The organism is Lentzea sp. NPDC054927 (genome assembly GCF_053610285.1).
This window is the reverse complement of the sequence record NZ_JBSGXZ010000070.1, coordinates 1-25,324: the sequence shown is the minus strand read 5'-3', so window position 1 is coordinate 25,324 and position 25,324 is coordinate 1. Positions and strand designations below refer to the sequence as shown.

At 68.3% G+C, this 25,324-nt stretch carries 29 protein-coding genes and 1 riboswitch; of the genes, 13 read left to right on the top strand and 16 right to left on the bottom strand.

What is annotated here, in order from left to right; translation table 11 throughout:
• Window positions 1-235: 235 nt before the first annotated feature.
• The 5 genes from ACWGE0_RS44055 to ACWGE0_RS44035 are packed head-to-tail and all read right to left on the bottom strand — an operon-like array spanning window position 236 to window position 5,799.
• A complete protein-coding gene (locus ACWGE0_RS44055; RefSeq protein WP_452266807.1) occupies window positions 236-1,279 on the bottom strand; it encodes an SIS domain-containing protein in 1,044 nt (347 codons plus the stop codon).
• Window positions 1,276-2,694, bottom strand: coding sequence for a glycoside hydrolase family 3 protein (locus ACWGE0_RS44050; protein ID WP_452266806.1), 1,419 nt, complete (start codon window positions 2,692-2,694; stop codon window positions 1,276-1,278). Before ACWGE0_RS44050 ends, ACWGE0_RS44055 begins: the two co-directional genes overlap by 4 nt.
• A gap of 3 nt (window positions 2,695-2,697) precedes the next feature.
• Window positions 2,698-3,516, bottom strand: a complete 819-nt coding sequence (locus ACWGE0_RS44045) for a carbohydrate ABC transporter permease (protein WP_319972342.1) — start codon at window positions 3,514-3,516, stop codon at window positions 2,698-2,700.
• Window positions 3,516-4,514, bottom strand: a complete 999-nt coding sequence (locus ACWGE0_RS44040; protein WP_452266805.1) for a carbohydrate ABC transporter permease — start codon at window positions 4,512-4,514, stop codon at window positions 3,516-3,518. Before ACWGE0_RS44040 ends, ACWGE0_RS44045 begins: the two co-directional genes overlap by 1 nt.
• Window positions 4,515-4,524: 10 nt before the next feature.
• Window positions 4,525-5,799: an extracellular solute-binding protein gene (locus ACWGE0_RS44035; RefSeq protein WP_452266804.1), complete on the bottom strand. Its 1,275-nt coding sequence runs from the start codon at window positions 5,797-5,799 to the stop codon at window positions 4,525-4,527.
• Window positions 5,800-6,022: 223 nt separating this feature from the next.
• On the opposite strand from ACWGE0_RS44035, the gene ACWGE0_RS44030 reads away from it, so the two are divergent.
• Together ACWGE0_RS44030 and ACWGE0_RS44025 are read left to right on the top strand one after the other, a co-directional pair.
• Window positions 6,023-6,778, top strand: coding sequence for a GntR family transcriptional regulator (locus tag ACWGE0_RS44030; RefSeq protein WP_396424111.1), 756 nt, complete (start codon window positions 6,023-6,025; stop codon window positions 6,776-6,778).
• Window positions 6,775-8,235 (top strand): MFS transporter, encoded by a 1,461-nt coding sequence (locus ACWGE0_RS44025; protein ID WP_452266803.1) that lies wholly within the window; start codon window positions 6,775-6,777, stop codon window positions 8,233-8,235. The genes ACWGE0_RS44030 and ACWGE0_RS44025 overlap by 4 nt, the downstream gene beginning before the upstream one ends.
• Here ACWGE0_RS44025 and ACWGE0_RS44020 read toward each other — a convergent pair.
• Window positions 8,209-9,117, bottom strand: a complete 909-nt coding sequence (locus ACWGE0_RS44020; protein WP_452266802.1) for a threonine ammonia-lyase — start codon at window positions 9,115-9,117, stop codon at window positions 8,209-8,211. The genes ACWGE0_RS44025 and ACWGE0_RS44020 overlap by 27 nt on opposite strands.
• Window positions 9,114-10,043 (bottom strand): threonine ammonia-lyase, encoded by a 930-nt coding sequence (locus tag ACWGE0_RS44015; RefSeq protein WP_452266801.1) that lies wholly within the window; start codon window positions 10,041-10,043, stop codon window positions 9,114-9,116. The genes ACWGE0_RS44020 and ACWGE0_RS44015 overlap by 4 nt, the downstream gene beginning before the upstream one ends.
• A gap of 64 nt (window positions 10,044-10,107) precedes the next feature.
• Between ACWGE0_RS44015 and ACWGE0_RS44010 the strand changes: the two genes are divergently transcribed.
• Window positions 10,108-10,599 (top strand): hypothetical protein, encoded by a 492-nt coding sequence (locus ACWGE0_RS44010; protein WP_452266800.1) that lies wholly within the window; start codon window positions 10,108-10,110, stop codon window positions 10,597-10,599.
• Window positions 10,600-11,102: 503 nt separating this feature from the next.
• Window positions 11,103-12,110 (top strand): S1 family peptidase, encoded by a 1,008-nt coding sequence (locus ACWGE0_RS44005; protein ID WP_452266799.1) that lies wholly within the window; start codon window positions 11,103-11,105, stop codon window positions 12,108-12,110.
• Between the two features lie 59 nt (window positions 12,111-12,169).
• Here the strand turns inward: ACWGE0_RS44005 and ACWGE0_RS44000 are convergent, their stop codons facing one another.
• On the bottom strand, window positions 12,170-13,075 hold the full coding sequence (locus ACWGE0_RS44000; RefSeq protein ID WP_452266798.1) for an NADP-dependent oxidoreductase: 906 nt from the start codon (window positions 13,073-13,075) through the stop codon (window positions 12,170-12,172).
• Between the two features lie 49 nt (window positions 13,076-13,124).
• Between ACWGE0_RS44000 and ACWGE0_RS43995 the strand changes: the two genes are divergently transcribed.
• Window positions 13,125-13,682 (top strand): TetR/AcrR family transcriptional regulator, encoded by a 558-nt coding sequence (locus tag ACWGE0_RS43995; RefSeq protein ID WP_452266797.1) that lies wholly within the window; start codon window positions 13,125-13,127, stop codon window positions 13,680-13,682.
• Here ACWGE0_RS43995 and ACWGE0_RS43990 read toward each other — a convergent pair.
• Complete coding sequence (locus ACWGE0_RS43990) at window positions 13,675-14,436, bottom strand: dioxygenase family protein (RefSeq protein WP_452266796.1); 762 nt, start codon at window positions 14,434-14,436, stop codon at window positions 13,675-13,677. The genes ACWGE0_RS43995 and ACWGE0_RS43990 overlap by 8 nt on opposite strands.
• A 31-nt stretch (window positions 14,437-14,467) precedes the next feature.
• A complete protein-coding gene (thiE, locus tag ACWGE0_RS43985) occupies window positions 14,468-15,106 on the bottom strand; it encodes a thiamine phosphate synthase (RefSeq protein ID WP_452266795.1) in 639 nt (212 codons plus the stop codon).
• Window positions 15,107-15,132: 26 nt separating this feature from the next.
• A riboswitch (TPP riboswitch) is annotated at window positions 15,133-15,244 on the top strand.
• Here thiE and ACWGE0_RS43980 point away from each other — a divergent pair.
• From ACWGE0_RS43980 to ACWGE0_RS43960, 5 genes are all read left to right on the top strand, one after another.
• Window positions 15,239-16,195: an FAD-dependent oxidoreductase gene (locus ACWGE0_RS43980; protein ID WP_452266794.1), complete on the top strand. Its 957-nt coding sequence runs from the start codon at window positions 15,239-15,241 to the stop codon at window positions 16,193-16,195. It overlaps the preceding riboswitch by 6 nt.
• Window positions 16,192-16,392, top strand: a complete 201-nt coding sequence (thiS, locus tag ACWGE0_RS43975; RefSeq protein WP_452266793.1) for a sulfur carrier protein ThiS — start codon at window positions 16,192-16,194, stop codon at window positions 16,390-16,392. The genes ACWGE0_RS43980 and thiS overlap by 4 nt, the downstream gene beginning before the upstream one ends.
• A gap of 1 nt (window position 16,393) precedes the next feature.
• Window positions 16,394-17,149, top strand: coding sequence for a thiazole synthase (gene thiG / locus ACWGE0_RS43970; RefSeq protein ID WP_452266792.1), 756 nt, complete (start codon window positions 16,394-16,396; stop codon window positions 17,147-17,149).
• A gap of 73 nt (window positions 17,150-17,222) precedes the next feature.
• Window positions 17,223-17,666: a MarR family winged helix-turn-helix transcriptional regulator gene (locus ACWGE0_RS43965; RefSeq protein ID WP_319972355.1), complete on the top strand. Its 444-nt coding sequence runs from the start codon at window positions 17,223-17,225 to the stop codon at window positions 17,664-17,666.
• 3 nt (window positions 17,667-17,669) lie between these two features.
• Window positions 17,670-18,059: an NUDIX hydrolase gene (locus ACWGE0_RS43960; protein ID WP_452266791.1), complete on the top strand. Its 390-nt coding sequence runs from the start codon at window positions 17,670-17,672 to the stop codon at window positions 18,057-18,059.
• On the opposite strand, the gene ACWGE0_RS43955 is transcribed toward ACWGE0_RS43960, so the two are convergent.
• The 5 genes from ACWGE0_RS43955 to ACWGE0_RS43935 all read right to left on the bottom strand — a co-directional run bounded on the left by ACWGE0_RS43955 (window position 18,056) and on the right by ACWGE0_RS43935 (window position 22,558).
• Window positions 18,056-18,475 (bottom strand): SRPBCC domain-containing protein, encoded by a 420-nt coding sequence (locus ACWGE0_RS43955; RefSeq protein ID WP_452266809.1) that lies wholly within the window; start codon window positions 18,473-18,475, stop codon window positions 18,056-18,058. The two genes, ACWGE0_RS43960 and ACWGE0_RS43955, sit on opposite strands and share 4 nt — an antisense overlap.
• A gap of 198 nt (window positions 18,476-18,673) precedes the next feature.
• Window positions 18,674-19,492, bottom strand: coding sequence for a bifunctional hydroxymethylpyrimidine kinase/phosphomethylpyrimidine kinase (thiD, locus tag ACWGE0_RS43950; RefSeq protein WP_452266790.1), 819 nt, complete (start codon window positions 19,490-19,492; stop codon window positions 18,674-18,676).
• Window positions 19,489-21,129, bottom strand: coding sequence for a phosphomethylpyrimidine synthase ThiC (gene thiC, locus ACWGE0_RS43945; RefSeq protein WP_452266789.1), 1,641 nt, complete (start codon window positions 21,127-21,129; stop codon window positions 19,489-19,491). The genes thiD and thiC overlap by 4 nt, the downstream gene beginning before the upstream one ends.
• A gap of 288 nt (window positions 21,130-21,417) precedes the next feature.
• Window positions 21,418-21,621, bottom strand: a complete 204-nt coding sequence (locus ACWGE0_RS43940) for a hypothetical protein (protein WP_452266788.1) — start codon at window positions 21,619-21,621, stop codon at window positions 21,418-21,420.
• A gap of 334 nt (window positions 21,622-21,955) precedes the next feature.
• On the bottom strand, window positions 21,956-22,558 hold the full coding sequence (locus ACWGE0_RS43935; protein ID WP_452266787.1) for a LysE family translocator: 603 nt from the start codon (window positions 22,556-22,558) through the stop codon (window positions 21,956-21,958).
• Between the two features lie 74 nt (window positions 22,559-22,632).
• Here ACWGE0_RS43935 and ACWGE0_RS43930 point away from each other — a divergent pair, with 74 nt between their 5' ends.
• On the top strand, window positions 22,633-23,568 hold the full coding sequence (locus ACWGE0_RS43930) for an aldo/keto reductase (protein WP_452266786.1): 936 nt from the start codon (window positions 22,633-22,635) through the stop codon (window positions 23,566-23,568).
• Window positions 23,569-23,591: 23 nt separating this feature from the next.
• Here the strand turns inward: ACWGE0_RS43930 and ACWGE0_RS43925 are convergent, their stop codons facing one another.
• Entirely contained in the window at window positions 23,592-24,173 is a 582-nt protein-coding gene (locus ACWGE0_RS43925; protein ID WP_452266785.1) for a peptide deformylase, read from the bottom strand.
• 108 nt (window positions 24,174-24,281) lie between these two features.
• Here ACWGE0_RS43925 and ACWGE0_RS43920 point away from each other — a divergent pair, with 108 nt between their 5' ends.
• Together ACWGE0_RS43920 and ACWGE0_RS43915 are read left to right on the top strand one after the other, a co-directional pair.
• Entirely contained in the window at window positions 24,282-24,560 is a 279-nt protein-coding gene (locus tag ACWGE0_RS43920) for a DUF3263 domain-containing protein (RefSeq protein WP_452266808.1), read from the top strand.
• Window positions 24,560-25,165 (top strand): LytR C-terminal domain-containing protein, encoded by a 606-nt coding sequence (locus ACWGE0_RS43915; protein WP_452266784.1) that lies wholly within the window; start codon window positions 24,560-24,562, stop codon window positions 25,163-25,165. Before ACWGE0_RS43920 ends, ACWGE0_RS43915 begins: the two co-directional genes overlap by 1 nt.
• The last annotated feature ends 159 nt before the right edge of the window (window positions 25,166-25,324 follow it).

The window sequence follows — 25,324 nt, the reverse complement described above, 5'->3', positions numbered from 1 at the left end:
GGGGGTGTGTTTTGTTTTTTTTTTTTTTAAAACCACAACAACTATGGGGTGCTGTCCCAAAACCCCCCACACCCGGCCCCCCCCCCCCCACCCCTCCTCAGATGCAGCAAAAGCTGAGGCACGACTCGTGACGGGACCACCCACCGGAACCTTTGGTTTCAGGCAGCTCGGCTTCGCCGTCGCCACAAGCAAAAAAGCCCGCCCGGAGTGTTCCGGGCGGGCTCTTTTTGTGGTGTTAAAGGGTTCTGGTCACCTTGTTCAGGCCTCGGGGGCTGTCCGGGTCGCCGCCGCGTGCCAGTGCCAGGCCGTGGGCCAGGCGTTGGACGGGGAGGATTTCCAGTACTGGGGCCACTTCTTCTGCCGTCTCGGGGATCGAGATGGAGAGGGTGGCGCCCACCTTTTCTGATGCTGAGCCCACTGCGACCACGTCTGCGCCGCGTTGGTGGACCACGTCCAGGGCGTCGCGGATCGAGTCGCCGCCCTTGCCGAGGGAGGTGATGGCGAGGACTGCGGTTTCGCCGTCTACTGCGGCTACTGGGCCGTGTAGCAGGTCGGCGCCGCTGTAGGCGCGGGCTGCCAGGTATGAGGTTTCGGCCAGTTTGAGGGAGGCTTCCAGGGCTGTGGCGTAGGAGTAGCCACGGCCGGTGGTGAGGACTCGGTCCACGAAGCGGTAGCGGCGGACTGCTTCGTCGACGGTGGGGGTGCTGGCGTCGAGGGTTACCTGGGCCAGGTCGCCCAGGGAGGCGGCTGCCTCGCCGTTGCCGCCTCGGATGGCGTCGATGAGGAGATAGAGCGCCAGGAGGGTGGCGGAGTAGGTCTTGGTTGCGGCCACGGCGTGTTCTACGCCTGCTGAGACGTCCACCGAGAGTTCGGCGGCTGCGTTTAGTGGGGAGGACGAGGTGTTGGTGACCGCCACGGTCAGGGCGCCTCGGCGGCGGTAGGAGGCGGTGACTTCCAGGAGGTCTGGGGAGCCGCCTGACTGGGAGACGGTGACCAGCAGTACGTCGCGGAGGTCGGGTTCGGCGCCGTAGAGGGTCGTCGTGGAGGCCGAGACCAGGCCTGCGGGGAGTTCCAGCAGGATTTCGGTGAGGTACTTGGCGTAGATGGCGGCGTGGTCGCTGGAGCCGCGGGCTGCGAAGAGGACGAAGCGCGGGGCGCGTTCGCGGATTACGGCGGCTACTTCGGCGATGGCTGCGCGGGAGGTGTAGAGCGAGGAGAAGATCGACGGCTGTGCGGCGATCTCCGCTGCCATGTGCCGGCCTGGCTGGGGCGTGGTCATGTCGTGCCTTTCAGGATCAGCTCGGCCGCGGCTCGGAGGCTCACCCGAGAACCGCCGTGGGTGTCGATGCGGGCGACGCTGCCCAGGTCCGGACCCGGCACGCCGGTTTCGACGTGCACGACGTCCAAGCCCAGATTAGTTAAGTTTGTTACCAGTTGTCGAGCGCTGGTGTGGCGGTGGGCGTCTCGGGTCACGACCACAATCGTGCGGTCACCTGCGGTTTTCGCAACTTCTTCCGCGGTGACGTCTCGTGTGGCGATCACTTCGGTGCCTGGCAGCACGTCGCGCAGGTAGGGGCCCAGGCCCCAGGGGACGTCGCCCACTGCGATCGACGGGTCCACGACCAGGTCGACTACTACCGGGTCGGTACCGACATTAACTCGGCCACGGGCCTCGATGGCGCGTCGAGCGGCCGTGAGACCGATCTCAGCGTCGTGGGCGTCGACGGTGGACGGGGGGAGGCCCAGGGCCAGGGAGCGGGCGGCTGCCTGGGTGAGGCGTTCCTCGGAGAGTTCGCCTGACTTCACGGCGGCGACGATCGAGTCGATCAGCCACTGGAGGTCGTTGTCGTCCAGGGCGATGCCGCCGAGGCAGAGGGCGTCGACGCCGGCGGCCAGGGCCTTGACCGCGCCCATGGCCAGGTCGCCGCCTACTGCCTTCATGTCCAGGCCGTCGGTGATCACGGCACCGGTGAAGCCGAGTTCCGAGCGGAGCAGGTTGATGGCGTGCTTGTTCAGCGTGACCGGAGCGGTGCCCCACTCGGGGACGACCAGGTGGCCGGTCATGATCGAACGGACGCCCGCGTGCACGGCTGCCTGGAACGGGACCAGTTCTACGGCGCGCAGTTGTTCCTCGGTGCGCGGGAGGACCGGGAGTTGTTCGTGAGAGTCCTCAGTGGACGCTCCGTGGCCAGGGAAGTGCTTGGCGCAGGCGGCAACGCCCACGGCTTGCAGGCCTTCGACCCACGCGGCCACGTGCCGGGCGGCGAGCACCGGGTCCGAGCCGAACGCGCGGACGCCGATGATCGGGTCGTCCAGGGTCAGGACGAGGTCGGCGGACGGGGCGAGGTTCAACGAGATCCCGCACTTCGCCAGCCTGGCGCCGATGGACGCCGCGACCGACCTGGTGAGGTCCAGGTCGTCCGCCGCGCCCAGGGCGTGGTTGCCCGGCACCTCGGAGCCGCGGCCCGCGTCGAGACGCGTGACGTCGCCGCCCTCCTCGTCGATGCCGATCACCACGTCCGGGCGCACCGAACGCAGTTCGTCGCACAGCGCGGTCACCTGGGCGTCGTCGACGACGTTGCGCCCGAAGAGCACCACGCCGCCGAGACCGTCAGCGACCCGCCGTCGCAACCAGTCGGGGGCGGTCGTTCCGTGGAATCCGGGTAGCAGAACGGCTGCGGCCAACTGATCCACGCGTCATCCCTTCACTGCACCGGCGGTGACGCCGGCGACCATCTTGCGCTGGACGATGAGGAAGAACACCAGTGCCGGCACGGTGAACAGGACGGACGCGGCCATCGCGCCACCCCAGTCGGTGCCGAACGCGGTCTGGAAACCGGACAGCCACACGGGCAGGGTTTCCCTGTCCTGGCTGCGGATCAGCACCTTGGCGAACAGGAACTCGTTCCACGCCGTGATGAACGCGAACACCGAGGTCGCGACGAGACCCGGTCCCAGCAGGGGAAGCGTCACCTTCTGGAACGCGCCCCACCGGCCGCAGCCGTCGACCATCGCGGCCTCTTCTAGCTCCACCGGGATGCCGTTGACGAACCCGCGCAACGTCCACGCGCAGAACGGCAGCGTCACGGCGAAGTACACCAGGATCAGCGAGGAGAGGTGTTCGTAGAGCTGGAGATCCCGCATCATCAGGAACATCGGGATCAGCAACGCCTCGAACGGCGCCATCTGCGCGACCAGCATCAGCAGCACGAAGCTCTTGCGGCCGCGGAAAGCGAAGCGCGACATGGCGACCGCCGCGGTGATGCCGATGATGATCGCGGCGACGACCGCGGTCAGCGTCACCAGCAGGCTGTTGCCGAGCGAGGACAGGAAGCCCGGCTTGGTCCACGCCGTGACGAAGTTCGAGAACGTCACCGAGAACGGGATCAGGTCGTAGTCCGACGTGATCGTCGTGCCCTTGGGCTTCATCGCCGACGTGATCATCCAGTACGTCGGGAACAGGAAGAACAACGCGAGCGCGAGACCCGTGAGGTTCGCCGCAGACTTCTTGAGCATCAGATCTTGCCCTCCTCGGTCTGCAGCAGCTTGCGCAGGTACTGGAACGTGATCAGGCCGAGGATCAGCATCATCAGCACGGAGATCGCGGCCGCGACACCGAAGTGGCTCTTCGCGATGCCTTCCAGGTACTGCAGCACCGGCAGCGTCGTGCTCTCACCGCTGGGACCGCCCTCTCGGAACACCCAGATCTGGGCGAAGACCTTGAAGTCCCACAACGTCGACAGGAACGTCACCATCATCAGCAGCGACCGGATCTCCGGCCACGTCACCGCGCGGAACGTCTGCCAGCCCGTCGCTCCGTCGATGCCCGCCGCCTCGTAGAGGTCGCGGGGGATGCCGACGAGTCCGGCGTAGAGCGAGAAGGCGAGGAAGGGGATCGCCTGCCAGACGATCAGCAGGCCGACGACGGACAGCGTCGACGTGCCGGACGAGAACCACGAGTAGCCGGCGAACGAGTCGAACCCGAGCTGCACCAGCGTCTTGTTCAAGATGCCGTAGTTCTGGTCGAACATCCACTGGTACACCGTCGTGGACGCGAGGATCGGCATGGCCCACGCGCAGAGCATCGCGATCTGCAGAGCGATCCGCACCCACGGCGTGAGCACGCGCATCAGCAGCGCGATCCCGAGGCCCATGCCCACCGACGTCACGACGACGCCGACGGTGAAGACGATGGTGCGCAGCGAGACGGTCCAGAACCGCTCGTCCTTCAGCACCGTCACGTAGTTGTCGATGCCGGTCCACACGATCTCGCCGCGGACCAGTTCACCGAGGTTGAGCTGGCGGAAGCTCGTCACGAACACCGAGACGACCGGCCAGCCGATCAGCCAGAGGATCGCGATGAGTGCGGGAGCCAGCAGCAGGTAGGGCAGTGCCCAGTCGAAGGCACCGCCCCGGCGGCGGCGCTTGCGCGCCCCACCCGTCACGTCAGGCGGCAGCGCCGGAGGGATGTCCCCTGCCGGCGCTGCCGTTTCGGTCGTTTTGACGGCCGTCATCTCAGCTTGGCTAGGCCATGGCCTTGGTGATGGCGTCGCTCGCGTCCTTCGTCGCCTGGTCCAGCGTCTTCGCGCCGGTCAGGTACGCGGTCAGCGCATCCTTCAGCGGGTTCTGGCCCGCCTCGACGGCCGCCCACTTCGGCGTCACCGGGGTGACCTTGCCGCCGGGGGACGAGTCCGCCATGGCCTTGCCGATCGCGTTGCTGGCGAGCTTCGAGGTGTCCTTCGAGGTACCGGGCACAGCGCCACCCGCGGCGAGCTGGTCCTGGTAGTTCTTGGACGACAGCAGCGCGAGGTACTTCTTCGCTGCCGCGGAGTTCTTGCTGGCCGCCGGGATGGCGAGGTTCGAGCCGCCGAGGAACACCGGCGCGGCCGAACCGGCCTTCTTGGACGGGATCGGGAACGCCGAGGTCTTGTCCGCCAGGTCCGGCTTCGCCTTCACGGCGCCGCCGAGCTCCCACGGGAGGCCGACCATCATGCCCACGTTGCCCGTGCCGAAGACCTCCATCTGCTGGGGCTTCGCCTCGTCGATGTCAGCCGGGACCTTCTTGGTGGCCGACGCGTCGTAGAGCGCCTTGTAGGCCTCGAAGCCGGCCTTCGCCTGCGGGGTGTCGAGCGTGCCGGTCCACTTGCCGCCGTCCTGCTTGGCGATGTCGCCGCCCTCGTCCCAGATCAGCGAGAGCAGGAAGTACCAGGACTGACCCGGCAGGTACAGGGCCTGGAACTCCGGGTTGGAGGCGTTCGCGGCCTTGAGCTTGTTGATCGCGTCGATCCACTCGGCACGCGACGTCGGCGCCTTCGCGACGCCGGCCGCCTGCAGCAGGTCGGTGCGGTAGATCACGGTGCGGTTCGCCGCGTAGAACGGCACGCCGTACTGCTTGCCGTTCAGCGTCAGCGAGTCCTTGAGGCCACCCAGCCACTCGCCGCCGTTGAACTGGCCGGCGTCAGCGGTGAGGTCGGCCAGCGTGCCCTGGTCGGCGAAGCTCGCCGTCTGGGTGTTGCCGAGCTCGATGACGTCCGGCGGGGTGCTGCTGGCCAGCGCCGTGGTCAGCTTCTCCTGGATGCCGGTCCACTTCTGGACCTCGTACTTGACCTTGATCCCGTTCGCCGACTCGAACTCCTTGTTCAAGGCGTCGGTCAGGGTCGTCGGCGCGGAGCCGTCCATGAGCCACACGGTGATCTCTTTGGTCTCCGTGGTGCTACCGCTGTTCGTGCTCGTGCCACAGCCTGACACGGCCACTGCCAGCGCGGCGGCACCAGCAGCGAGTCCTCTCCAGCCCTTCACAATTCGCGCCCTTTCACCAAGCCCGGCACTCGGCCGGAACGTCCAAGTGGTGTAGACCAATGCGGAACAGCGTGTGCTGCGTCACCGGTCCTGTCAAGCGCGTTGCCAAAGCGTTGCGGAGTCCTCCGATCATTTTTGTGTCGAATGGCGGGGGTTCGAACGCACGAAACGACACGGACAAGGCATCCTTGTGTGGCGTGACGTGGAGTGCGAGGAGGAGGCCATGCTGGAGACGACGCCTGCATCAGGCGTGGACGCCAGGACGCGTGCACAACGCGAGCCGAAGTACTGGGGTCTCAAGCGGCACCTGCTCGACCTGTTGAGGGCGCTGCCGCCCGGCTCACCGATCCCGACGGAACGGTCGCTCGCGGCGGAGTTCGACGTCTCCAGGACCACCGTTCGCCAGGCGCTTGCCGAGCTGACGGTGGAAGGCAGGCTGCTCCGCGTGCAGGGCAAGGGCACCTTCGCGGCGGAACCCAAGGTCGCCCAGAGGTTGCAGCTGTCTTCGTACACAGAGGACATGCGGGCCCAGGGTCGTGTGCCGTCGTCCAAGCTCATCGAAGCTTCCGAGATGCCCGCGGAGGCCGAGCTCGCCCGGCTGCTCGGCGTACGTCCCGGTGCCAAGGTGCTGCGACTGCACCGCCTGCGCCTGGCGGACAACGAGCCGATGGCCATCGAGACCACCCACCTGGCGCTCGGCCGGTTCCGCGGGTTGCGGCGCTACCTCGCGCCGGGGGCCTCGCTGTACCAGGTGCTGTCCGAGCGGTTCGGTGTCGAGATGGGACACGCCGAGGAGACGATCGAGACCGCTCTCGCCTCGCCAGAAGAGGCAGAGCTGCTCGGTGCGGACATCGGACTGCCGATGCTGCTGCTGTCGCGGCACTCGTACGACACCGAGGGCAGCCCGATCGAGTGGGTGCGTTCGGTGTACCGGGGTGATCGCTACAAGTTCGTCGCCACGCTGAACAGGCCGTCTTGATCGCCTGGGGCACGCCACGCGCCCGCTGGGTGCTGGCGACGACGATCCTCGGCTCGGGCATGGCGATGCTCGACGGGACGATCGTCAACGTGGCGCTGCCCCGGATCGGCGCGGAGTTCACCGCGTCGGTCACCGACCTGCAGTGGATCCTGAACGGCTACATGCTCGCGCTGGCCTCCCTGATCCTGGTCGCGGGATCGCTGGGGGACCGGTTCGGCCGGCGCCGGGTCTACGTGATCGGCGTGATCTGGTTCGGCGTCTCGTCGCTGCTGTGCGGCGTCGCGCAGGACGTGCCGATGCTGGTCGCCGCGCGCGTGCTGCAGGGCGTGGGCGCTGCTCTGCTGACGCCGGGTGCGCTGGCGATCCTGCAGTCGTCGTTCAACCGGGAGGACCGGTCGCGCGCGATCGGCGCCTGGTCGGGTCTGGCCGGCGTGGCCACCGCCATCGGGCCGTTCGTCGGCGGGCTGCTGGTGCAGGCGTGGTCGTGGCGGCTCGCGTTCCTGGTGAACCTGCCGGTGGCGGCGCTCTGCGTGTACCTGGCGCTGCGGTTCGTGCCGGAGTCCCAGGACGACGAGGCGGGCCACCCCAACTACCTCTCGGCGCTGGTCGGCGCGGTCGGGCTCGCGCTGCTGACCGGTGGCCTGGTCGAGCAGTCCTACCTGGTGGCAGGGCTCGGGCTGGTCGCGATGATCGCGTTCGGCGTGGTCCAGGTGCGGTCGCACGACCCGTTGGTGCCGCCGGAGCTGTTCCGCAACCGGACGTTCCTGGTCGCGAACCTGCTGACGTTCCTGGTCTACGCGGCACTCGGCGGCGTGATGGTGCTGCTGGTGCTCCAGCTCCAGGTGTCGCTCGGCTACTCGCCGACGGCGTCCGGCCTGGCCAGCGTGCCGCTCACGATCATCATGCTGCTGCTGTCGTCGACCTCGGGGAAGTTCGCGCAGCGCTACGGCCCGCGCTGGCAGCTCGTCCTCGGGCCGATCGTGATCGGTCTCGGGATGTTGCTGCTGCGCAACGCCGCTCCCGGCTCGAGCTACCTGACCGGCGTGCTGCCCGGCATCGTGGTGTTCGCGCTGGGCCTCGCCGCCGTGGTCGCGCCGGTCACCGCGACCGTGCTCGCCTCCGCGCCTGATCACCACGCGGGTGTGGCGTCCGGCGTCAACAACGCCGTGGCGCGCACAGGCAGCCTGCTGGCCATGGCCGTGCTGCCCGCGGCGGTCGGGTTGATGGGCGAGGACTACACGAACCCGGCGGTCATGACCTCCGGGTGGCAGATGGCCCTCGTGCTGTGCGCGGTGGCGTCGATCATCGGTGGTGTCCTCGCGATCGGCGTGGACAACCGGGTGCTGGCCGCGGCACCGGACCAGCAGGAGGCGCCGCACCCCGGCGAGTGTCTGCACTGCGGCGTGGAGGGCCCGCCGACGCACATCCGTTCAGGTGGCGAGAAGGCGCGCCAGTAGCTCGGGATCGACGTTGCCGCCGGACACGACGGCGACCCCGGCACCCCCGAGTTTGGCTTGCGCCGCGACCGCGACGGCACCGCTCGGTTCGGCGATGAGCCGTGCCCGGCGGACCAGGCCCGTCATGGCGCTGAGGATCTCGTCCTCCGACACCGTGATCACGTCGTCGACGAGCTCGTTGATGTGGGCCCAGGTGAGTGCCGACGGCTCGTCCCTGAGGGCGTCAGCGACCGTCTGAGCGCGTTTCAGGGGGTCCCAGCGCACCAGTTCGCCCGTTTTGAGCGAATCCGCGATGTCGGCGGCCAGTTCGGGTTCCGCGCCGATCACGCGGACGTCCGGGCGCAGCGACTTGATCGCGGTGGCCACGCCGGAGATCAACCCGCCGCCGGACATCGGCACCACGACGGCCTCGACGCCCGGCAGGTCCTCGAGGATCTCCAGGCCGATGGTGCCCTGACCGGCGATCACGTCCGGGTGGTCGAACGGCGGGATCAGCGCCGCGCCGCGTTCGGCGACCAGGGCCTCGGCGCGCTCGACGCGTTCGGTGATGCCGACGATGAAGACCTCGGCTCCCAGCGCCTTCGTGGCCTCGATCTTGACCGCCGGGGTGTTGTCCGGCATCACGATCGCGGCCGGCACGCCGTGCAGCCTGGCCGCGAACGCCACGGCCTGGGCGTGGTTGCCGCTGGAGTACGCGACCACGCCTTTCTCGCGATTCTCCAGGCGTGCCAACGCGTTCAGCGCGCCGCGGAGCTTGAACGCGCCGATCGGCTGCAGGTTCTCCGGCTTGATCCAGCCCGAGCCGTACGGCAGCAACGGCGTGCGCACCACGTGCGGTGCGATGACCGTCGCCGCCGAACGGACGTCTGAGAGCGTGATCATCCGAGGATCGACGCGAGCAGGGCAGGCTCGATGTTGCCGCCGGACACCACCGCGACGGTCGGACCGGCCGGCAGCTCGCGGTTCAGGTACGCGGCAACGGGAACGGCGCCGCTCGTCTCCGACACGACCCGCGTGCGGCGGGAGATCTGCTTCACCGCGTCCCGGATCTCGTCCTCGGTGACGGTCACGACGTCGTCGACGTACTCGTGGATGTGCGCCCACGTGAGCTCGGAGGGCTCGGCGCGCAGGCCGTCGGCGTTGGTGCGGGCGCGGTCGTGCGCGTCCCACCGAACCAGCGAGCCCGCGGCGAACGAGGCGGCGGTGTCGGCGGCCAGCTCCGGTTCGACACCGATCACGCGAACGTTGGGGCGCAAGGACTTCACGGCCGTCGCGATGCCGGAGATCAGTCCGCCGCCGCTCACCGGGACCAGGATCGTGGCCACCTCGGGCAGGTCGGCGCAGATCTCCAGGCCGATGGTGCCCTGGCCGGCGATCACGTCGGGGTGGTCGAACGGCGGGATCAGCGTGGCGCCACGTTCCTCGACCAGTTCGGCGGCGCGCGACTCGCGTTCGGTGATGCCGACGACGAACACCTCGGCGCCGTGCGCGCGCGTCGCGTCGATCTTCAGCTGAGGTGTGTTGTTCGGCACGACGATCGCCGCCGGCATGCCCAGAATCTTGGCGGCGTAAGCAACTGCCTGCGCGTGGTTACCGCTCGAGTACGCCACGACACCGCGGGCGCGGTCCTCGGAAGGTATGCGGGACAACGCGTTCACCGCACCGCGCTGCTTGAAGGCCCCGATCGGTTGCAGGCACTCCGGCTTGATCCACAGCGAGGAGTCGAACGACAGCAACGGGGTGTGGACGACATGCGGGGCGATCGCGGCAGCGGCCGCGTGGATGTCTTCGAGAGTCACCAAGCGCATGCGTTGATGATGCACGTCACCGGCGCACAACCGGTGAACTGTGCCCGACGTCCTACAAGTTGTCATGTCTGAAAAGGAGAAAATCACCCCCGTCAAGCTCATCGCGAGTGTGCTCGCCGCCGCCACCGCGGCCGTGCTGAGCCTTCGCCTCAACGTCGCCGGCACCATCATCGGCGCGATCCTCGCGAGCGTGGTGACCACAGTGGGCGCCGTGTTCTACCAACGGTCGATGGAACGCGAGAAGCGTTGGCAGATGATCGCGGTCGGCGGTCTGCTCGCCTTCGTGGTCACCGTCCTCACCGTCACGAGCGTCCAACTCGTCACCGGCAAGCCGACGTCCGCGGATCCCGGTCCGACGTCGAGAACGAGCACCCACACCGAGACCCGCACCGAGACGACCAAGATCGAAACGGAGACCGTCACGGTCCCGCCGAGCACCACCAGTCAGTCGCCCACCGAAAGCACGACCCCATCCGGACCGCCCACTACGTCGACAGAATCCCGACAGCCCTCCGACAGCTCGACACCGCCGTCAACTGTCGACCCCATTCGGTGATCGCGTCACTACTTTGAGCGACAGTTAACTGTCAATTGCTACGCAGCGGAGTTGATCTGTCGTGAGCTGTGACACACTTCGTCCACAGTCGGGTTCAGGCGTAATAGCTAACGGCCCGGCAGTATCACTCGAACGGGCGAAAGATTAGCTCCGAAAGAGACCGAAGGAGGGCGCGATGAGGCTCGTGGCACGACCACTTGAGCGCAGCGCCTTCGTCACAGAACTCAGCTGGACGGAAGTTGGAGGGGTGGGGCGACCCCTGCCGCCGCCCCACCACCCGTCCCCCTAGAGCCCCCGAGAGAGGTCCCTGCAACCGATCTCTCGGGTTCCCCTGCACCCGAAAGTGAGGGAGACGTCTGATGAACCGCACGAGTGCGGCCCGTATAACCGGTGCCGTTGTTCTCGCCACCGGAGTCGTGACTGCTCTCAGCGTACCGGCGTTTGGCGCCCCTGCCGCACCAGTCGCCCCAACCGGTTCCGATACGGAGAGCTACCCGGCAGAGTTGCTCCAAGCGGTCCAGCGTGATTTGGGCCTGAACGCTGACCAGGCACGCGTCCGTCTGGCCTCTGACCAGAAGTCGAGCGAGATCGCGGACTCCGCGAAGGCCTCGCTGGGCGACGCGTTCGGCGGAGCGTGGATCGACCAGGCGAGCGGCAGACTGACCGTCGCCGTGACCAGGCCGGGACTCTCCGTGACCGGGGCCGACACCCAGGTCGTGAAGAGCTCGCTGGCTCAGCTCAACGGCACCAAGGCCGTTCTCGACCTCATGAGCGCCCCCTCGGCGGTCACCAGCTGGCGCGTGGACGAGAAGTCCAACAGCGTCGTCGTCGAGATCAACAAGAACACCCGTGACGCCGCGGCGGACAAGTTCCTCGCCACCGCGAAGTCCATCGGTTCGGCCGTCGAGGTCGAAGAGGTGACTGAGAACCCGACGCCGTTGTACGACCTGCGCGGCGGTGACGCCATCTACATGGGCAGCGGCCGCTGCTCGCTCGGCTTCTCCGTGACCGGTGGCTACGTGACGGCAGGCCACTGCGGCCGCGCCGGCACCGCGGTCTCCGGCTTCAACCGCGTCGCAGCGGGCACGTTCGCCGCCTCGGTCTTCCCGGGCAACGACTACGCGCACGTCCGCACCAACGCGAACTGGACGCCGCGGCCGTGGGTCAACCGCTACGGCGGCGCGAACGTGATCGTCCGCGGCTCCACGCAGGCGGCTGTCGGCTCGCAGATCTGCCGTTCCGGTTCCACGACCGGATGGCGTTGCGGCACGGTCCAGGCGTTCAACCAGACCGTGAACTACCCGCAGGGTCAGGTCCGCGGTCTCACCCGCACCAACGCGTGCGCCGAGCCCGGTGACTCCGGTGGTTCGTGGGTGGCGGGCTCGGGCTTCGGCCAGGCCCAGGGCGTGACGTCCGGCGGTTCTGGCAACTGCTCGTCCGGTGGCACCACGTACTTCCAGCCGGTGAACCCGATCCTGTCGCGCTACGGCCTGACCCTGACGCGCGGCTAGTCCTCACTGCACTGACCTGAAAGCGCTGCGGCACCTGGTGTCGCAGCGCTTTCGCGTGTTCAGGCGTTCACGAGCACGATCTTGCCGTGGGCGTGCCCGGTCTCGCTCAGCCGGTGCGCGTCGGCGCCGGAGGAGAGCGGGAAGACCCCGGCGAGCGGAACGGTGAAGGCACCTTGCTCGGCGAGCGCCGCGGCGATGGCGAGACCGTGCAACGCCTGCGGGTCCGCGCCGGGACCTCCTGCCGTGTGGGACAACCGGACGCCGTGCTCCCCGGACAGGTCGGAGATCGTCAGCACACGATCCGGTGAGCCCGCGATCGTCACCAGGTCGGCCACCGTGCCCGCGCAGTGCAGGACCGCGTCGACGTTCCCGACCTGGTCGGCGAGGCCGGCGCCGTACACGGCGGGGATCGCGCCCAGTTCCGCGACGAAGTCCTGGGTCGCGGGGCCGGCGGTGCCGATCACCTTCGCACCCCTGGCGACGGCCAGCTGGACGGCGACCGTGCCGACACCGCCTGCCGCTCCCGCGATGAGCAACGTGGTGCCGTCGCGCACCCCGAGCAGGTCCAGTGCCCTGGTGGCGGTCTCCGCGTTGGCAGCAGCGCCGCCCGCCTGTTCCCAGCTCAGGGCCGCCGGCTTGGGCGCCCACGCGGCCAGCACGGCGAACTCGGCGTTGGCGCCGCCCAGCCGGGCCAGGTCGATCATCCCGAACACCTCGTCGCCCGGACTGACATCGGTCACCCCCTCGCCGATCTCGTCGACGACGCCGGCCGCGTCCACGCCGGGCACGTGCGGCAGCGGCACCGCCTGCCCGAACCGTCCGGCGCGCAACCCCGCGTCGGCGGGGGTGACGCCGGAGGCACGCACCGCGATGCGGATCTGGCCGGGGCCCGCGTGCGGTTCGGCGACCTCGGCCACGTGCAGCAGGTCGGCGGGGCCGTACTGGGAGAACTGAAGTGCTCGCATGCCGGCGAAATTAGTGGAACAGGGCGTCCACTTGGCCGAAACTGAGACGGTGACGGGGAATCTGACTCACAACCTGCGCTCGGACGCCCAGGACAACCGCGACCGGATCATGGCGGTCGCGCGCGAGGCGTTCGCGGTGGAAGGGCTGGACGTGCCGATGCGTGAGCTCGCCCGCAGGGCCGGGGTCGGTCCGGCGACCCTCTACCGCCGCTTCCCGACGAAGGAAGCGCTGGTGGTGGAGGCGTTCTCGGAGCAGATGGCCGCCTGCACGGCCGCGGTCGACGAGGGGCTCGCGCATGCCGATCCCTGGCAGGGGTTCTGCCGGACGGTGGAGAAGGTGTGCCTGCTCCACGTCATGGACCGCGGGTTCGCGGCGGCGTTCACGACCGCCTACCCCAAGGCGATCGACTTCGCCTCGGTGCGCGACAGGTCGTTCCGCTCGCTCGCCGAGCTCATCAGACGGGCGAAGGCGACCGGTGGGTTGCGGGCCGACTTCTCGGTCGACGACGTGGTGCTGCTCCTGATGGCCAGCGGGGGCGTCCGTCAGGGGACGCCCGCTGTCGCGCGGCGGCTGGCCACCCTGTTCCTCGAAGGTGCCGCTAGCTGAACTGCACAGACCGTTTCGACAGCCCGTACCAGAAGCCTTCAACGCTGGTGCGGGCCTTCTCGTCGCTCGCCGCGCCCAGCGCCACGAACAACGGCGCGAAGTGCTCAGTCCTCGGATGTGCGATCCCGGCGGCCGGTGCCTTCTGCTGGAAGTCGAGCAGTGTGTCGACGTCGCCGTTGGCCAGCTGCTGGTGTGCCCAGTCGTCGAACTCCTTCGACCACGACGGCGGCTCGTAGTCCGGTCCGGCGGGGAAGTTCACGCAGCTCAGGTTGTGCGTCATGAACCCGCTGCCGACGATCAGGACGTTCTGGTCCCGCAGCGGGGCGAGCTTGCGGCCGATCTCGTGCAGCTCACGCGGGTCGAGCGTGGGCATCGACATCTGCAGCACCGGCACGTCCGCGTCGGGGAACATCTCCTTCAACGGCACGTAGGCGCCGTGGTCGAGGCCGCGCTCCGCGTCCTGCTCGACGTGGCCGCCGAGGAGTTTGCGCACGTCGTCGGCCAGTTCCGGAGCGCCAGGTGCCTCGTAGGTGACGTCGTAGTAGCGCTGCGGGAAGCCCCAGAAGTCGTAGACCAGCGGGACGGTCGTCGTCGCGCCGATGGTGGTCGGCGCCTCCTCCCAGTGCGCGGAGACCATGAGCACGGCCTCCGGGCGCGGGAGGGTGGCGGACCAGTCCTTGAGCTCTCTGGTCCACGTTTCGTCGTCAGCCAGCGGGGGTGCCCCGTGGCTCAGGTACAGCACTGGTGCGCTCACGTCATCGAGAGTACGCCGTTTAGTTCAAATTTCAACGACTAAGTTCAAATTTGAACGACTCGGCGGCCTTGCGGGGGTCCTCGGCCTCGGTGATGGCCCGGACGACGACCACGCGGGTGGCGCCTGCCGCGAGCACCTCGGGCAGGTTCGTGAGGTCGATGCCGCCGATGGCGAACCACGGTCGGTCTGTCCTGGTCGCCCGGACGAGGTCCAGTCCCGGTGCCGGGCGACCTGGCTTGGTCGGGGTCGGCCAGCACGGGCCGGTGCAGAAGTAGTCCACGCCGGGTTCCTCGGCTGCGGCCCGCATCTGGTCGACGTCGTGGGTGGAGCGGCCGATGACCACGTCCTCGCCGAGGATCCTGCGGGCGAGCGGCACCGGCAGGTCGTCCTGGCCGAGGTGCAGCACGTCGGCGCTGACCGCGTGGGCGATGTCCGCGCGGTCGTTGACGGCGAGCAGCTTGCCGTGGCGTTCGGCGACCTCGGCGAGGATTTCGAGCGCTTCGATCTCCTGCTTCGCCTCGAGCGACTTGTCCCGCAACTGGATGATGTCGACCCCGCCGGCGAGCGCGGCATCGGCGAAGTCGGCCAGATCAGGCCGGTTCGGCGTGCAGAGGTAGAGCGTCGCGTCGGCGAGTCGTTGCCTGATCAGGTTTCCGTCGAGTCCTGGCACGTACGCACGTTAACCGTTATGTTGAACTCGGTCCGCACGGGAGCCTGGAGAACACCGGGCTGAGAGGGAGCGTGGTTCGCTCCGACCGTCGAACCTGATCCGGGTCATGCCGGCGCAGGGAGCGTGAATGCCTTGAGCAGTGTGGAAGTGGCCGTCCGGGGTGGCGGTGTCATCGGGCTGTCCGTCGCGTTGTTCGCGGCGCGGGCCGGGTACTCGGTTTCCGTTTTCGACGACGGGTCGCCGCACGCCGGTTCACGGGTCGCGGGCGGGATGCTGGCGCCGCTGACGGAGGCCTGGCCGGGCGAGGAAGCCGTGGTGGCACAGGGTGTTGAGGCCCTGGCGATGTGGCCCGCGTTCGCTGAGTCGATCGGTGTGGAGCTGTTCACCGCCGGGACGCTGGCGGTGGGTACGCAGCCCGGTGACCTCGCTGATCTGCGCCACGCGGGGGAGTTGCTGACCTCGCGGGAGATCCGTGCTCTGGAACCTTCGTTGGGCCCGGCGGTTCGCGGTGGCGTGTACGCGTCGGGCGATCTCGCGGTGGACAACCGGGTCCTGCTTTCCGCACTGTGGAAGGCTTGCGTGGAGTCGGGTGTGAGGTCCAATGTGGACGGACGGGTCGAGGTCATCGCGGCCGGGGCGTGGAGCGGTGGGTTGCATCCGGCTCTGCGCGACGTGATCCGGCCCGTGAAGGGCGAGATCCTGCGGCTTTCCTGGCGTCAGGGAGCGTTGCCACCGCCTCGGCACACCATCCGCGCCCTGGTTTCCGGTCGTCCGGTGTACCTGGTGCCGCGGGATGACGGACTGGTCGTCGGCGCGACCCAGTACGAGGTGGGGTTCGACACCGATGTCTCCGTCGCCGGGGTGCGGGACCTGTTGCGGGACGCGGAAACCGTGCTGCCGGGCATCGCCGAGTACGCGCTGACCGAGGCCGCCGTCGGGTTCCGCGCGGGCAGCCCGGACAACGTGCCGATCGTGCGCTGGCTCGAACCCGGCGTCATCGCCGCGACCGGCCACCACCGCAACGGTCTGCTGCTGGCTCCGCACACCGCTCGTCTCGTGGTCGGGCTGCTCGAGGGAGGAAGTTCGTGAATGCACAGGTCAACGGCACATCTCGGGACCTGGCCGACGGTTCGTCGGTGGCCGCCGTGGTGACGCTCGTGGGCGCGCCGACCTCTGGTGTGGCGGTGGCCCTGGACGGCGCCGTGGTGCCGAGGGCGTTGTGGGACAAGACGATCGTGCCGGACGGCGGCGTGGTCGAGGTGCTGACCGCGGTCCAGGGAGGCTGACGTGGACGATCCGCTGATCATCGCGGGCCGGGAGTTCCGGTCCAGGCTCATCACCGGCACCGGCGGTGCCGCGAACCTCTCCGTGCTGGAGCGCGCCCTGGTGGCCTCCGGCACCGAGCTCACGACCGTGGCCATGCGCCGGGTCGACGCAGCCGGCCAGACCGGCGTGCTGGAGTTGTTGCGGCGCCTTGGAATCGAGGTGCTACCGAACACCGCGGGCTGCCGCACGTCCGCCGAGGCCGTGCTGACGGCCCAGCTGGCGCGCGAGGCGTTGGAGACGAACTGGGTCAAGCTCGAGGTCGTGCATGACGAGGAGACCCTGCTGCCGGACCCGGTCGAGCTGCTCGACGCGGCCGAGCGGTTGGTCGACGACGGCTTCGTGGTCCTGCCCTACACCAACGACGATCCGGTGCTGGCGCTCAAGCTCCAGGACATCGGCTGCGCCACGGTGATGCCTCTCGGTTCGCCCATCGGAACAGGTCTCGGCATCCGCAACCCGCACAACATCGAGCTGATCACCTCCCGCGCCACCGTTCCCGTGGTGCTCGACGCGGGCATCGGTACAGCCTCGGACGCGGCGCTGGCGATGGAACTGGGCTGCTCAGCGGTGTTGCTGGCGACGGCCGTCACGCGCGCACAGGATCCGGAACGGATGGGCGCCGCCATGCGTTGTGCGGTCGAGGGCGGACGGCTCGCACGACTGGCCGGCCGCATTCCGCAGAGGTTTTGGGCCCAAGCGTCCTCGCCGGGACGCTGAGGTCGCTACCTTGTGTGCATACGTGTTGGGGGATGATTGAGCATTACCCATCCGCCGAGGAGGACGACAAGCCGTGACGGCCCCCATTGACGCCGAGGTCGAGGACGCGACCGCGCGTCTGTACCTGGCGATCGGCCGGCTGGCCCGGTTGCTGCGACGCACCGGTTCCCCCGGACTCGGCCCCGGCGCGGTCTCCGCGCTCGCCACCCTCGCCCGCTGCGGCCCCATGCGCCTGGGCGACCTGGCGAACAAGGAAGGCGTGGCGCCCCCGACGTTGTCCCGCATCGTCGCCGCACTGGTCGAGGCCGGCTACGTGAAACGCGAACCGGACCCGCAGGACGGCCGAGCCTGGCTCGCCACCCCCACGCCCGAAGGCGAGACGATGGTCTCCGGCGTGCGGTCCGCACGGGTCCGCGAACTCCAGCGGCGCATCGAGCAACTCTCGCCCGAGCACGTCTCGGCGCTGGTGCACGCGCTGGACGCCCTGGAAACGCTGGTCGGCGAGGAGTCGAAGTAGCTCGTGCCCAGCTACCCCGTCTCGATCAAGGGCGTGGTGGTGCGCGGCGGCAAGGTGTTGCTGCTGAAGAACGAGCGCGACGAGTGGGAGTTGCCGGGCGGCCGCATCGAGCCCGGCGAGTCCCCGCAGGAGTGCGTCGTCCGCGAGATCGCGGAAGAGACGGGCTGGCAGGTGACGCCCGGCCCGATCCTCGACTCGTGGATGTACGCCATCGCCGGGAAGTGGCACGTGTTCATCGTGACCTACGGCTGCCACCTCGTCGGCGACCGCGAGCCCGTGCTCTCCCACGAGCACAAGGAAATCGGCCTGTTCACCGCGGACGAGGTGCCCGGGCTGACCATGCCGGAGGGGTACCGGCGCTCGATCGCGACCTGGTTCGCACGCCCTCGCTAGCGGCTTTCGCCGACGAACACCTGAAGCAGCGCCTGGTTGAACGCGTCGAACTCCGCGATCAGCCCCTCGCGGGTCTGCGCCAGCACGTCGGCGGCCATCGCGCCGGTGAACTCCTCGACGTTCACCAGCCGGGTGCCGCCGTCGGTTTCGCTGAGCTCCCAGCGGTGGCGGCCGAAGAAGGTCCCCTGCTCGCCACCCTGGGATGCCAGCACGTGCGGCTCCATCGACGTGATCTCGCCGTCGAAGTCGCGTTCGAACGGCGTGCCCTTGGCCGCCTTCACCTTGGTGTGCACGCCATCCACCTGCGTGTACTCCATCACCGGGTTCCACGCCGCGTAGCCCGCGAAGTCCACCAGCACTCGCCACACGTCGTCGATCGGGGCGGGGATGACCAGCTCTGTCCTGACCTCATTCATCTGCACGGTTGTCAAGCATGATGGGCGCTGTCCAGTGGTTTTGTCGCCCGAGACCGACGGAGGTTTGTCAGCAGACGCCGCCAGATCCCCGACGCCGCGATCGGGTTGTTCGGAGCGCTCCGCGGCCACTTCGCCAAGGAGCTCGGAGAAGCGGCCGCGGTTGAGCTGATCGCGTTCCTGGAAGGCGATGTACGCCCGCTATTTGTCGAGCCTCCACAACGGCGAAACGGGCCCGACCCCGGCACCCAGCGGGTAGGCCGCGGCGACGGACTTCACGATGAAGTCCTTGCCGAACCGCACCGCTTCCGGCACCGACGCACCACGAGCCAGCGCCGAGCTGATCGACGACGCAAGAGTGTCGCCGCTGCCGTGCGTGTGCTTGATGTCGTAGCGCGGACCAGGCAGTTCGATGAACTCGCGACCGTCGTACAGCAGGTCGAGGCACTCCGGGTCGTCCCACATGTGGCCGCCCTTCACGAGCACCCACTCCGGCCCCATGGTGTGCAGAGCCTCGGCCGCGACCCGCTGGTCGGCCCGGTCCTTCACCGCGATGCCGGTGATCAGCCGCACCTCGTCCAGGTTCGGTGTCACCAGCGTCGCGCGCGGGAAGAGCAGGCCCCGCAACGCGTCCAGCGCGTTGTCCGCCAGTAGTTGGTCGCCGTGCATCGACGCCGACACGGGGTCGACGACGAACGGGGTCTTCCGGCCGCGACCGATCCCGACCTGGTCGAGCGCGGGCGTGACGGCCTCGATGATCTGAGCCGATGCCAGCATGCCGGTTTTCGCTGCCTGCAGACCGATGTCCTCGGCGACCGAGATGATCTGCGCCGCGACGACGTCGGCCGGAATTTCGGTGACACCCGTGACGCCCAGGGAGTTCTGGACCGTCACGGCGGTCAGGGCCACGCAGCCGTGCACCCCGCACGCGAAGAGCGTGCGGAGGTCGGCCTGGATGCCCGCACCACCGCCGGAATCGCTTCCGGCGATGGTGAGGACCCTCGGAGGTGTTGCTGTCACGTCGTTTCCACCACTGGCAGGTAGACCTTGTTCCCGGTGTCGGCGAACTCGCCGGACTTCTCCGCCATGCCAGCCTCGATGGCTTCCACTGTGGACAGTCCGCGTTCCTCCGCGTAGCGGCGGACGTCCTGGGTGATCTTCATGGAGCAGAACTTCGGCCCGCACATCGAGCAGAAGTGCGCCGTCTTCGCCGGTTCCGCGGGGAGCGTCTCGTCGTGGAACGAGCGCGCGGTGTCCGGGTCGAGCGACAGGTTGAACTGGTCCTCCCAGCGGAACTCGAAGCGCGCCTTGGACAACGCGTCGTCCCAGTCCTGGACGCCGGGGTGGCCCTTGGCGAGGTCCGCCGAGTGCGCCGCGATCTTGTAGGTGATCACGCCGGTCTTCACGTCGTCCCGGTTCGGCAGGCCCAGGTGCTCCTTCGGCGTGACGTAGCAGAGCATCGCGGTGCCCAGCCAGCCGATCTGCGCCGCACCGATCGCGGACGTGATGTGGTCGTACGCCGGCGCGATGTCCGTGGCCAGCGGGCCGAGGGTGTAGAACGGCGCCTCGCCGCACCACTCCTCTTCGAGCCGGACGTTCTCGGCGATCTTGTGCATCGGCACGTGGCCGGGGCCCTCGATCATCACCTGAACATCGCGAGCGCGCGCGATGTGCGTGAGCTCGCCCAGGGTCTTCAGCTCGGCGAACTGCGCCGCGTCGTTGGCGTCCGCGATGGAACCCGGCCGCAGCCCGTCGCCCAGCGAGAACGTCACGTCGTAGGCGCGCAGGATGTCGCAGAGCTCCTCGAAGTGCGTGTAGAGGAAGCTCTCCTGGTGGTGCGCGAGGCACCACGCGGCCATGATCGAACCGCCGCGCGAGACGATGCCCGTGACTCGCTTGGCCGTCAGCGGCACGTAGCGCAGCAGCACGCCGGCGTGCACGGTCATGTAGTCGACGCCCTGCTCGCACTGCTCGATCACGGTGTCGCGGTAGATCTCCCACGTCAACGCGGCCGGATCGCCGTTGACCTTCTCCAGCGCCTGGTAGATCGGCACGGTGCCGATCGGCACCGGCGAGTTGCGCAGGATCCACTCGCGCGTCTCGTGGATCCGCTTGCCGGTGGACAGGTCCATGATCGTGTCGGCACCCCAGCGGGACGCCCACACCATCTTCTCGACCTCGTCCTCGATCGACGACGACACCGCGGAGTTGCCGATGTTGGCGTTGATCTTGACGAGGAACTTCTTGCCGATGATCATCGGCTCGGCCTCGGGGTGCCTGCGGTTCAACGGAATGACCGCACGCCCGATGGCGACCTCGTTGCGCACGAACTCCGCGTCGAGGTTCTCGCGCACCGCGATGTAGCGCATCTCCGGGGTGATGATCCCGGCCTTCGCGTACGCGAGCTGGCTGACAGCTCCGTTGATCGGTTCCCGTGCGGCGATCCACTCCGACCTGAGGTCGGGAAGTCCACTTTGGACGTCGATGGTCGCGTTCTCGTCGGTATACGGACCGGAAGTGTCGTACAGATCGACATGGTCGCCGTTGGTCAGTTCCACCCTGCGAAAAGGCACACCATCGCGGTACACCTTGCGAGACCCGGAGATCGGGCCGGTGGTAACAGTGGGCTTGACCGAACGGTCCTCAAGTGCCGTCACGACATTCCTCCCTACGCCGGCATTACCCGGTCAGGTTCAGGCGGTCGGTGACACCGGCACTGCAGCCAGTCACCCTCTCAGCCCGCTTCAGGCGCGAGCTCCCGCGTTCTTGTTGAGTTGTCGAGACCCGACCATAGTCAGCGCGCGCCACAGCTGCCAAGGGGACGGTTTGGCCCTAATGTTCTCTCTCGTGGCGGATCATCAGCCGTTCCCGCCCGGCGCGCGTCGCGGTCAACGTCCCGCCGTGGTCTCGGCATGCCCTTCTTGCGGTGAACTCGCAGGTCGCGGCTACCCCGACTGCGGCTTCTGCGCGGAACTGCTCGACCAGTTCTGGCTCGCGGACTGGGAGGAGCTGCGGAGGTCATCGCAGCTCGCCGACCGTGAGCTGGCCGAACTGGTGACCTCCGCCGACGTCGGGCAGTACCCGTGGACGTGCGTCGACTGGGCGATGACGCTGCTGGCCTGCTCGCGCTGCGGTGCCGAACTGGGCACCGGGCCCGTCGAGTGCGTGCGGTGCGCCGTGACGGAGGAGCGCCGATGGAACTGGGACCACTCGGCGCATCCGTACACGATGAGCGCGAACGAGCACCTTTTACGAGTCGCCCGCGCGGCCCTGCGCGCACCTCACCGGCGCCGGCCGGCGGTGGTGCAGGCCTGGCAGCTGGTGCTGCCGTTCCTGATCGCCGGTGAGGTGATCGAGTTCGGCCGTCTGGACCGGATCCGTGCGCACGTGCTGGCCGGCGGCTACGCGTCGATGGCCTCCTGCTACACCCTCGACGAGTTGGCCGGGCTGCCCGAGCTGTTCTGGCGCCGGGGCAGCCCGATCTCAACGCGGGTCGAGTACCAGCCGGATTCCGAGCGCCAGCAGCACGCCGCCCGACAGCTTCTCGAGCGCGGGACGGACCCGCGGCCGGCTGAGCCAGCCGCGGATGGTGTGCAGGATCGACACGATGATCAGGTACCAGACGGTGTCGATCAGGACCCAGAACACGGCGAGGAAGAGCAGAACCCCCTGGCCGGCCTCCCCGGCAGGCACGAACTGCGGTAGGAACGAGATCGCGAACACGCCGAGCTTCGGGTTGGCCAGGTTCACGATCAGCCCGCTGCGGAACGCGTGACTGGCCGGTGGCGGCGCTGCCTCGGGCTTGGTCCTGCTGATCAGCGCCCTGACCCCGAGGTAGATCAGGAAGACCGCGCCACCGATCCGCAGCGCGTGGTAGGCGATCTCGGACGCCGTGAGCAGCACTGACAGGCCGAGCGCGGCCGCGATCGCCCAGCACGCGACGCCCACCTCCATGCCGAACACCGTCGCCAGCGCGGCTTTTCGCCCGTGCACCGACTGTCGCAGGACCATGGCCGTGCCAGGTCCGGGCGACAGTGCGATGAGGAACGAGGCCGCGACGAAGGCGACGATGTTTTCGATGGGCATGCCTTCGATGGTCGCTGACCGGAGCAATCTTTTTTCTTGACCTGGAGTGCGCTCCAGGATGTTCGGTGGTCCCCATGACGGATTTCGGGAAGATGGGTTTCGGCACGTGGGCCATGGGTGGGCCGTTCTCGGGTCCGGACGGTGCGCCGGTCGGCTGGGGGCCGGCCGATGACGCGGAGTCGGTGAAGGCCCTGCTGCGGGCGCACGAGCTGGGTGTCCGGTTGTTCGACACGGCCGACGTCTACGGCTGCGGGCACGCGGAAACGGTGCTGGGGCAAGCGTTTGCGTCGGTGCGCGACGAGGTGCTCATCGCGTCGAAGTGGGGCTGTGGCTTCGACGCCGCGGCTCGTCGGATGACCGGCAACGAAGGGTCGGTCGAGTACCTGCGCCGTGCCGTCGAGGGGTCGTTGCGGCGCTTGGGCACCGACCGGATCGATCTGTACCAGCTGCACATCGGGGACCTCGGGCTCGACGAGGCGGCGCTGCTGCGCGACGAGTGCGAGGTGCTGGTCCGCGAGGGCAAGATCGTTTCGTACGGCTGGAGCACCGACGACCCGGAGCGGGCGCGGTTCTTCTGCGAGGGGGAGCACGGCGTGGCCGCTCAGGCCGACATCAACGTGCTGTTCGACAACCCCGAGATGTACGCGGGGGAGTACGCCGTGCTGTGCCGCCGGCCGCTGGCCATGGGGCTGCTGGCGCGGGAGACGTTCGCGGAGCTGCCCGCCGACGACGTGCGCGTCACCGATCCCTCGTGGCTGAGGTTCTTCGTCGACGGGAAGCCGTCACCGGAGTACTTCCGGGCGCGGGAGGCCGTGCGGGACGTGCTGACGTCCGGCGGGAGGACGTTGGTGCAGGGTGCGCTGGCGTGGTTCTGGGCGCGTTCTCCCTGCCTGATTCCGATTCCGGGCGTGCGGACGGTGGCTCAGGTCGAGGAGAACGCGGGTGCGCTGAAGTTCGGGCCGCTGTCGGCCGACGAGCTGAAGCAGGTGGAGTCGGTGCTCCGGCCCTAGCGCCCAGTAGAGCTCGGCAGCGCTCAGTCCTCGTCTTCGTCGAGGAAGTTCGAGGGGTCTGCCGGGTCCCACGAGAGGTTCGGCACGCCCCACTCGTTGTCGCGCAGCATCCGCTTGGATTCCTTCTTGTACCGGCCGATCAGGCGGTCGAGGTAGAGGTAGCCGTTGAGGTGGTCGGTCTCATGCTGGAGGCAGCGAGCGAAGAAGCCGGTGCCCTCGACCTCGAACGGCTGCCCGTCCAGGTCCTGGCCGGTCACCTTCGCCCAACGGGCGCGTCCGGTCGGGTAGGCCTCGCCGGGGACGGACAGGCAGCCCTCGAAGTCGTCGTCCGGGTCGGGCATGGACTCGGGGATCTCGGAGGTCTCGAGCACCGGGTTCACGATCACGCCGCGGTACTGGACGCCGTCGTCGTCCGGGCAGTCGTACACGAAAACCCGCAGGTCGACACCGATCTGGTTGGCTGCGAGCCCGACTCCGCGAGCGGCTGCCATCGTCTCGAACATGTCGTCGACGAGCGTCTTCAGTTCGGTGTCGAACTCGGTGACCTCACGCGTGGGGTGGTGAAGTACGGGGTCACCAGCGATGCGGATGCGATGCACGGCCATGGTCAGACCTTAAGCGGTCCAAAACTGTCGGTGTCGCGCGGTAGGTTGGAACGATCACGTGATTGAATTGCCCGCACCTGAGATGGTGTGGCGACCGTGGGGAGCCAGATGGATCACGCCGAGATGCTCACCTCCGCTGACGGGCTGACCAGCCGCGAACGCACGATGCTCGCGTTCGAGAAGCAGTGGTGGAAGTACTCGGGATCCAAGGAACAGGCCATCAGGGAACTGTTCGACATGTCGGCCACTCGCTACTACCAGCTGCTCAACGCGCTCGTTGAGAAGGAAGCCGCTATGGCTGCCGATCCGATGCTGGTCAAGCGGTTGCGCGGCGTGCGGACAGGCCGTCAGAGGGTTCGCGCACGCGCCAGGAGCACCGAGGACTGATGACCTCCCCCGAGTCCGCTAGCCCGTCCCGTCCGGCCAAGGCCGCCGGTTTCGCCCTGCTCGGAGTCGCCGCGGTGGCTCTGATCATCGGCGTGGTGAGTTTGTTCGGTGGCGGGGGGTCGGAGACGCCTCCTGTCGCGGAGGGGTCGTCCACCGCGCCGCCGGCTCCTACTACTGCTTCGGAGACGTCGTCGGCTGCGTCGTCCGCGCCTCCGGCTGCGACTACTACGGCTCCGCCTGCCAGTACGCCGGGGTCGTCGTCCACTGCTGTTGTGCCGCCTCCGCCGGTTACTCCGCCTGGGGCTGCGAAGGTTCCGGTTCGGGTTTACAACAACTCCACCATTACCGGGTTGGCTGGGAAGGCCTCGGACGAGGTTCGGGCCAACGGGTGGACTGTTGCTGAGACTGGGAACTACGCGCAGGGGACTATCCCTACTACGACCGTGTATTTCCGGCCTGGGACTGATGAAGAGGCTTCTGCGAAGGAGTTGGCTTCGGTGTTGCGGGCACGGGTTGAGCCTCGGTTCGACGGGATCCAGTCGGCGGCGGCTGGGGTGATTTTGATCGTTACCAACGATTATCAGGGTGTGGCCAAGAGCAAGTAGGGCTTTAGGGTCGCCTGGTCCGTAGGTGGTTGGGTTGCGGGCGGCGAGTTGCGTTGAGTGCTTCCCCTGGGGGCGCTGCCCCCAGACCCCCGGCAATCTGATCGGGGGATACCTCGCCACGCGCGGGTTGATGGCACGCCTGTTGCGTTGGGCGGCTGC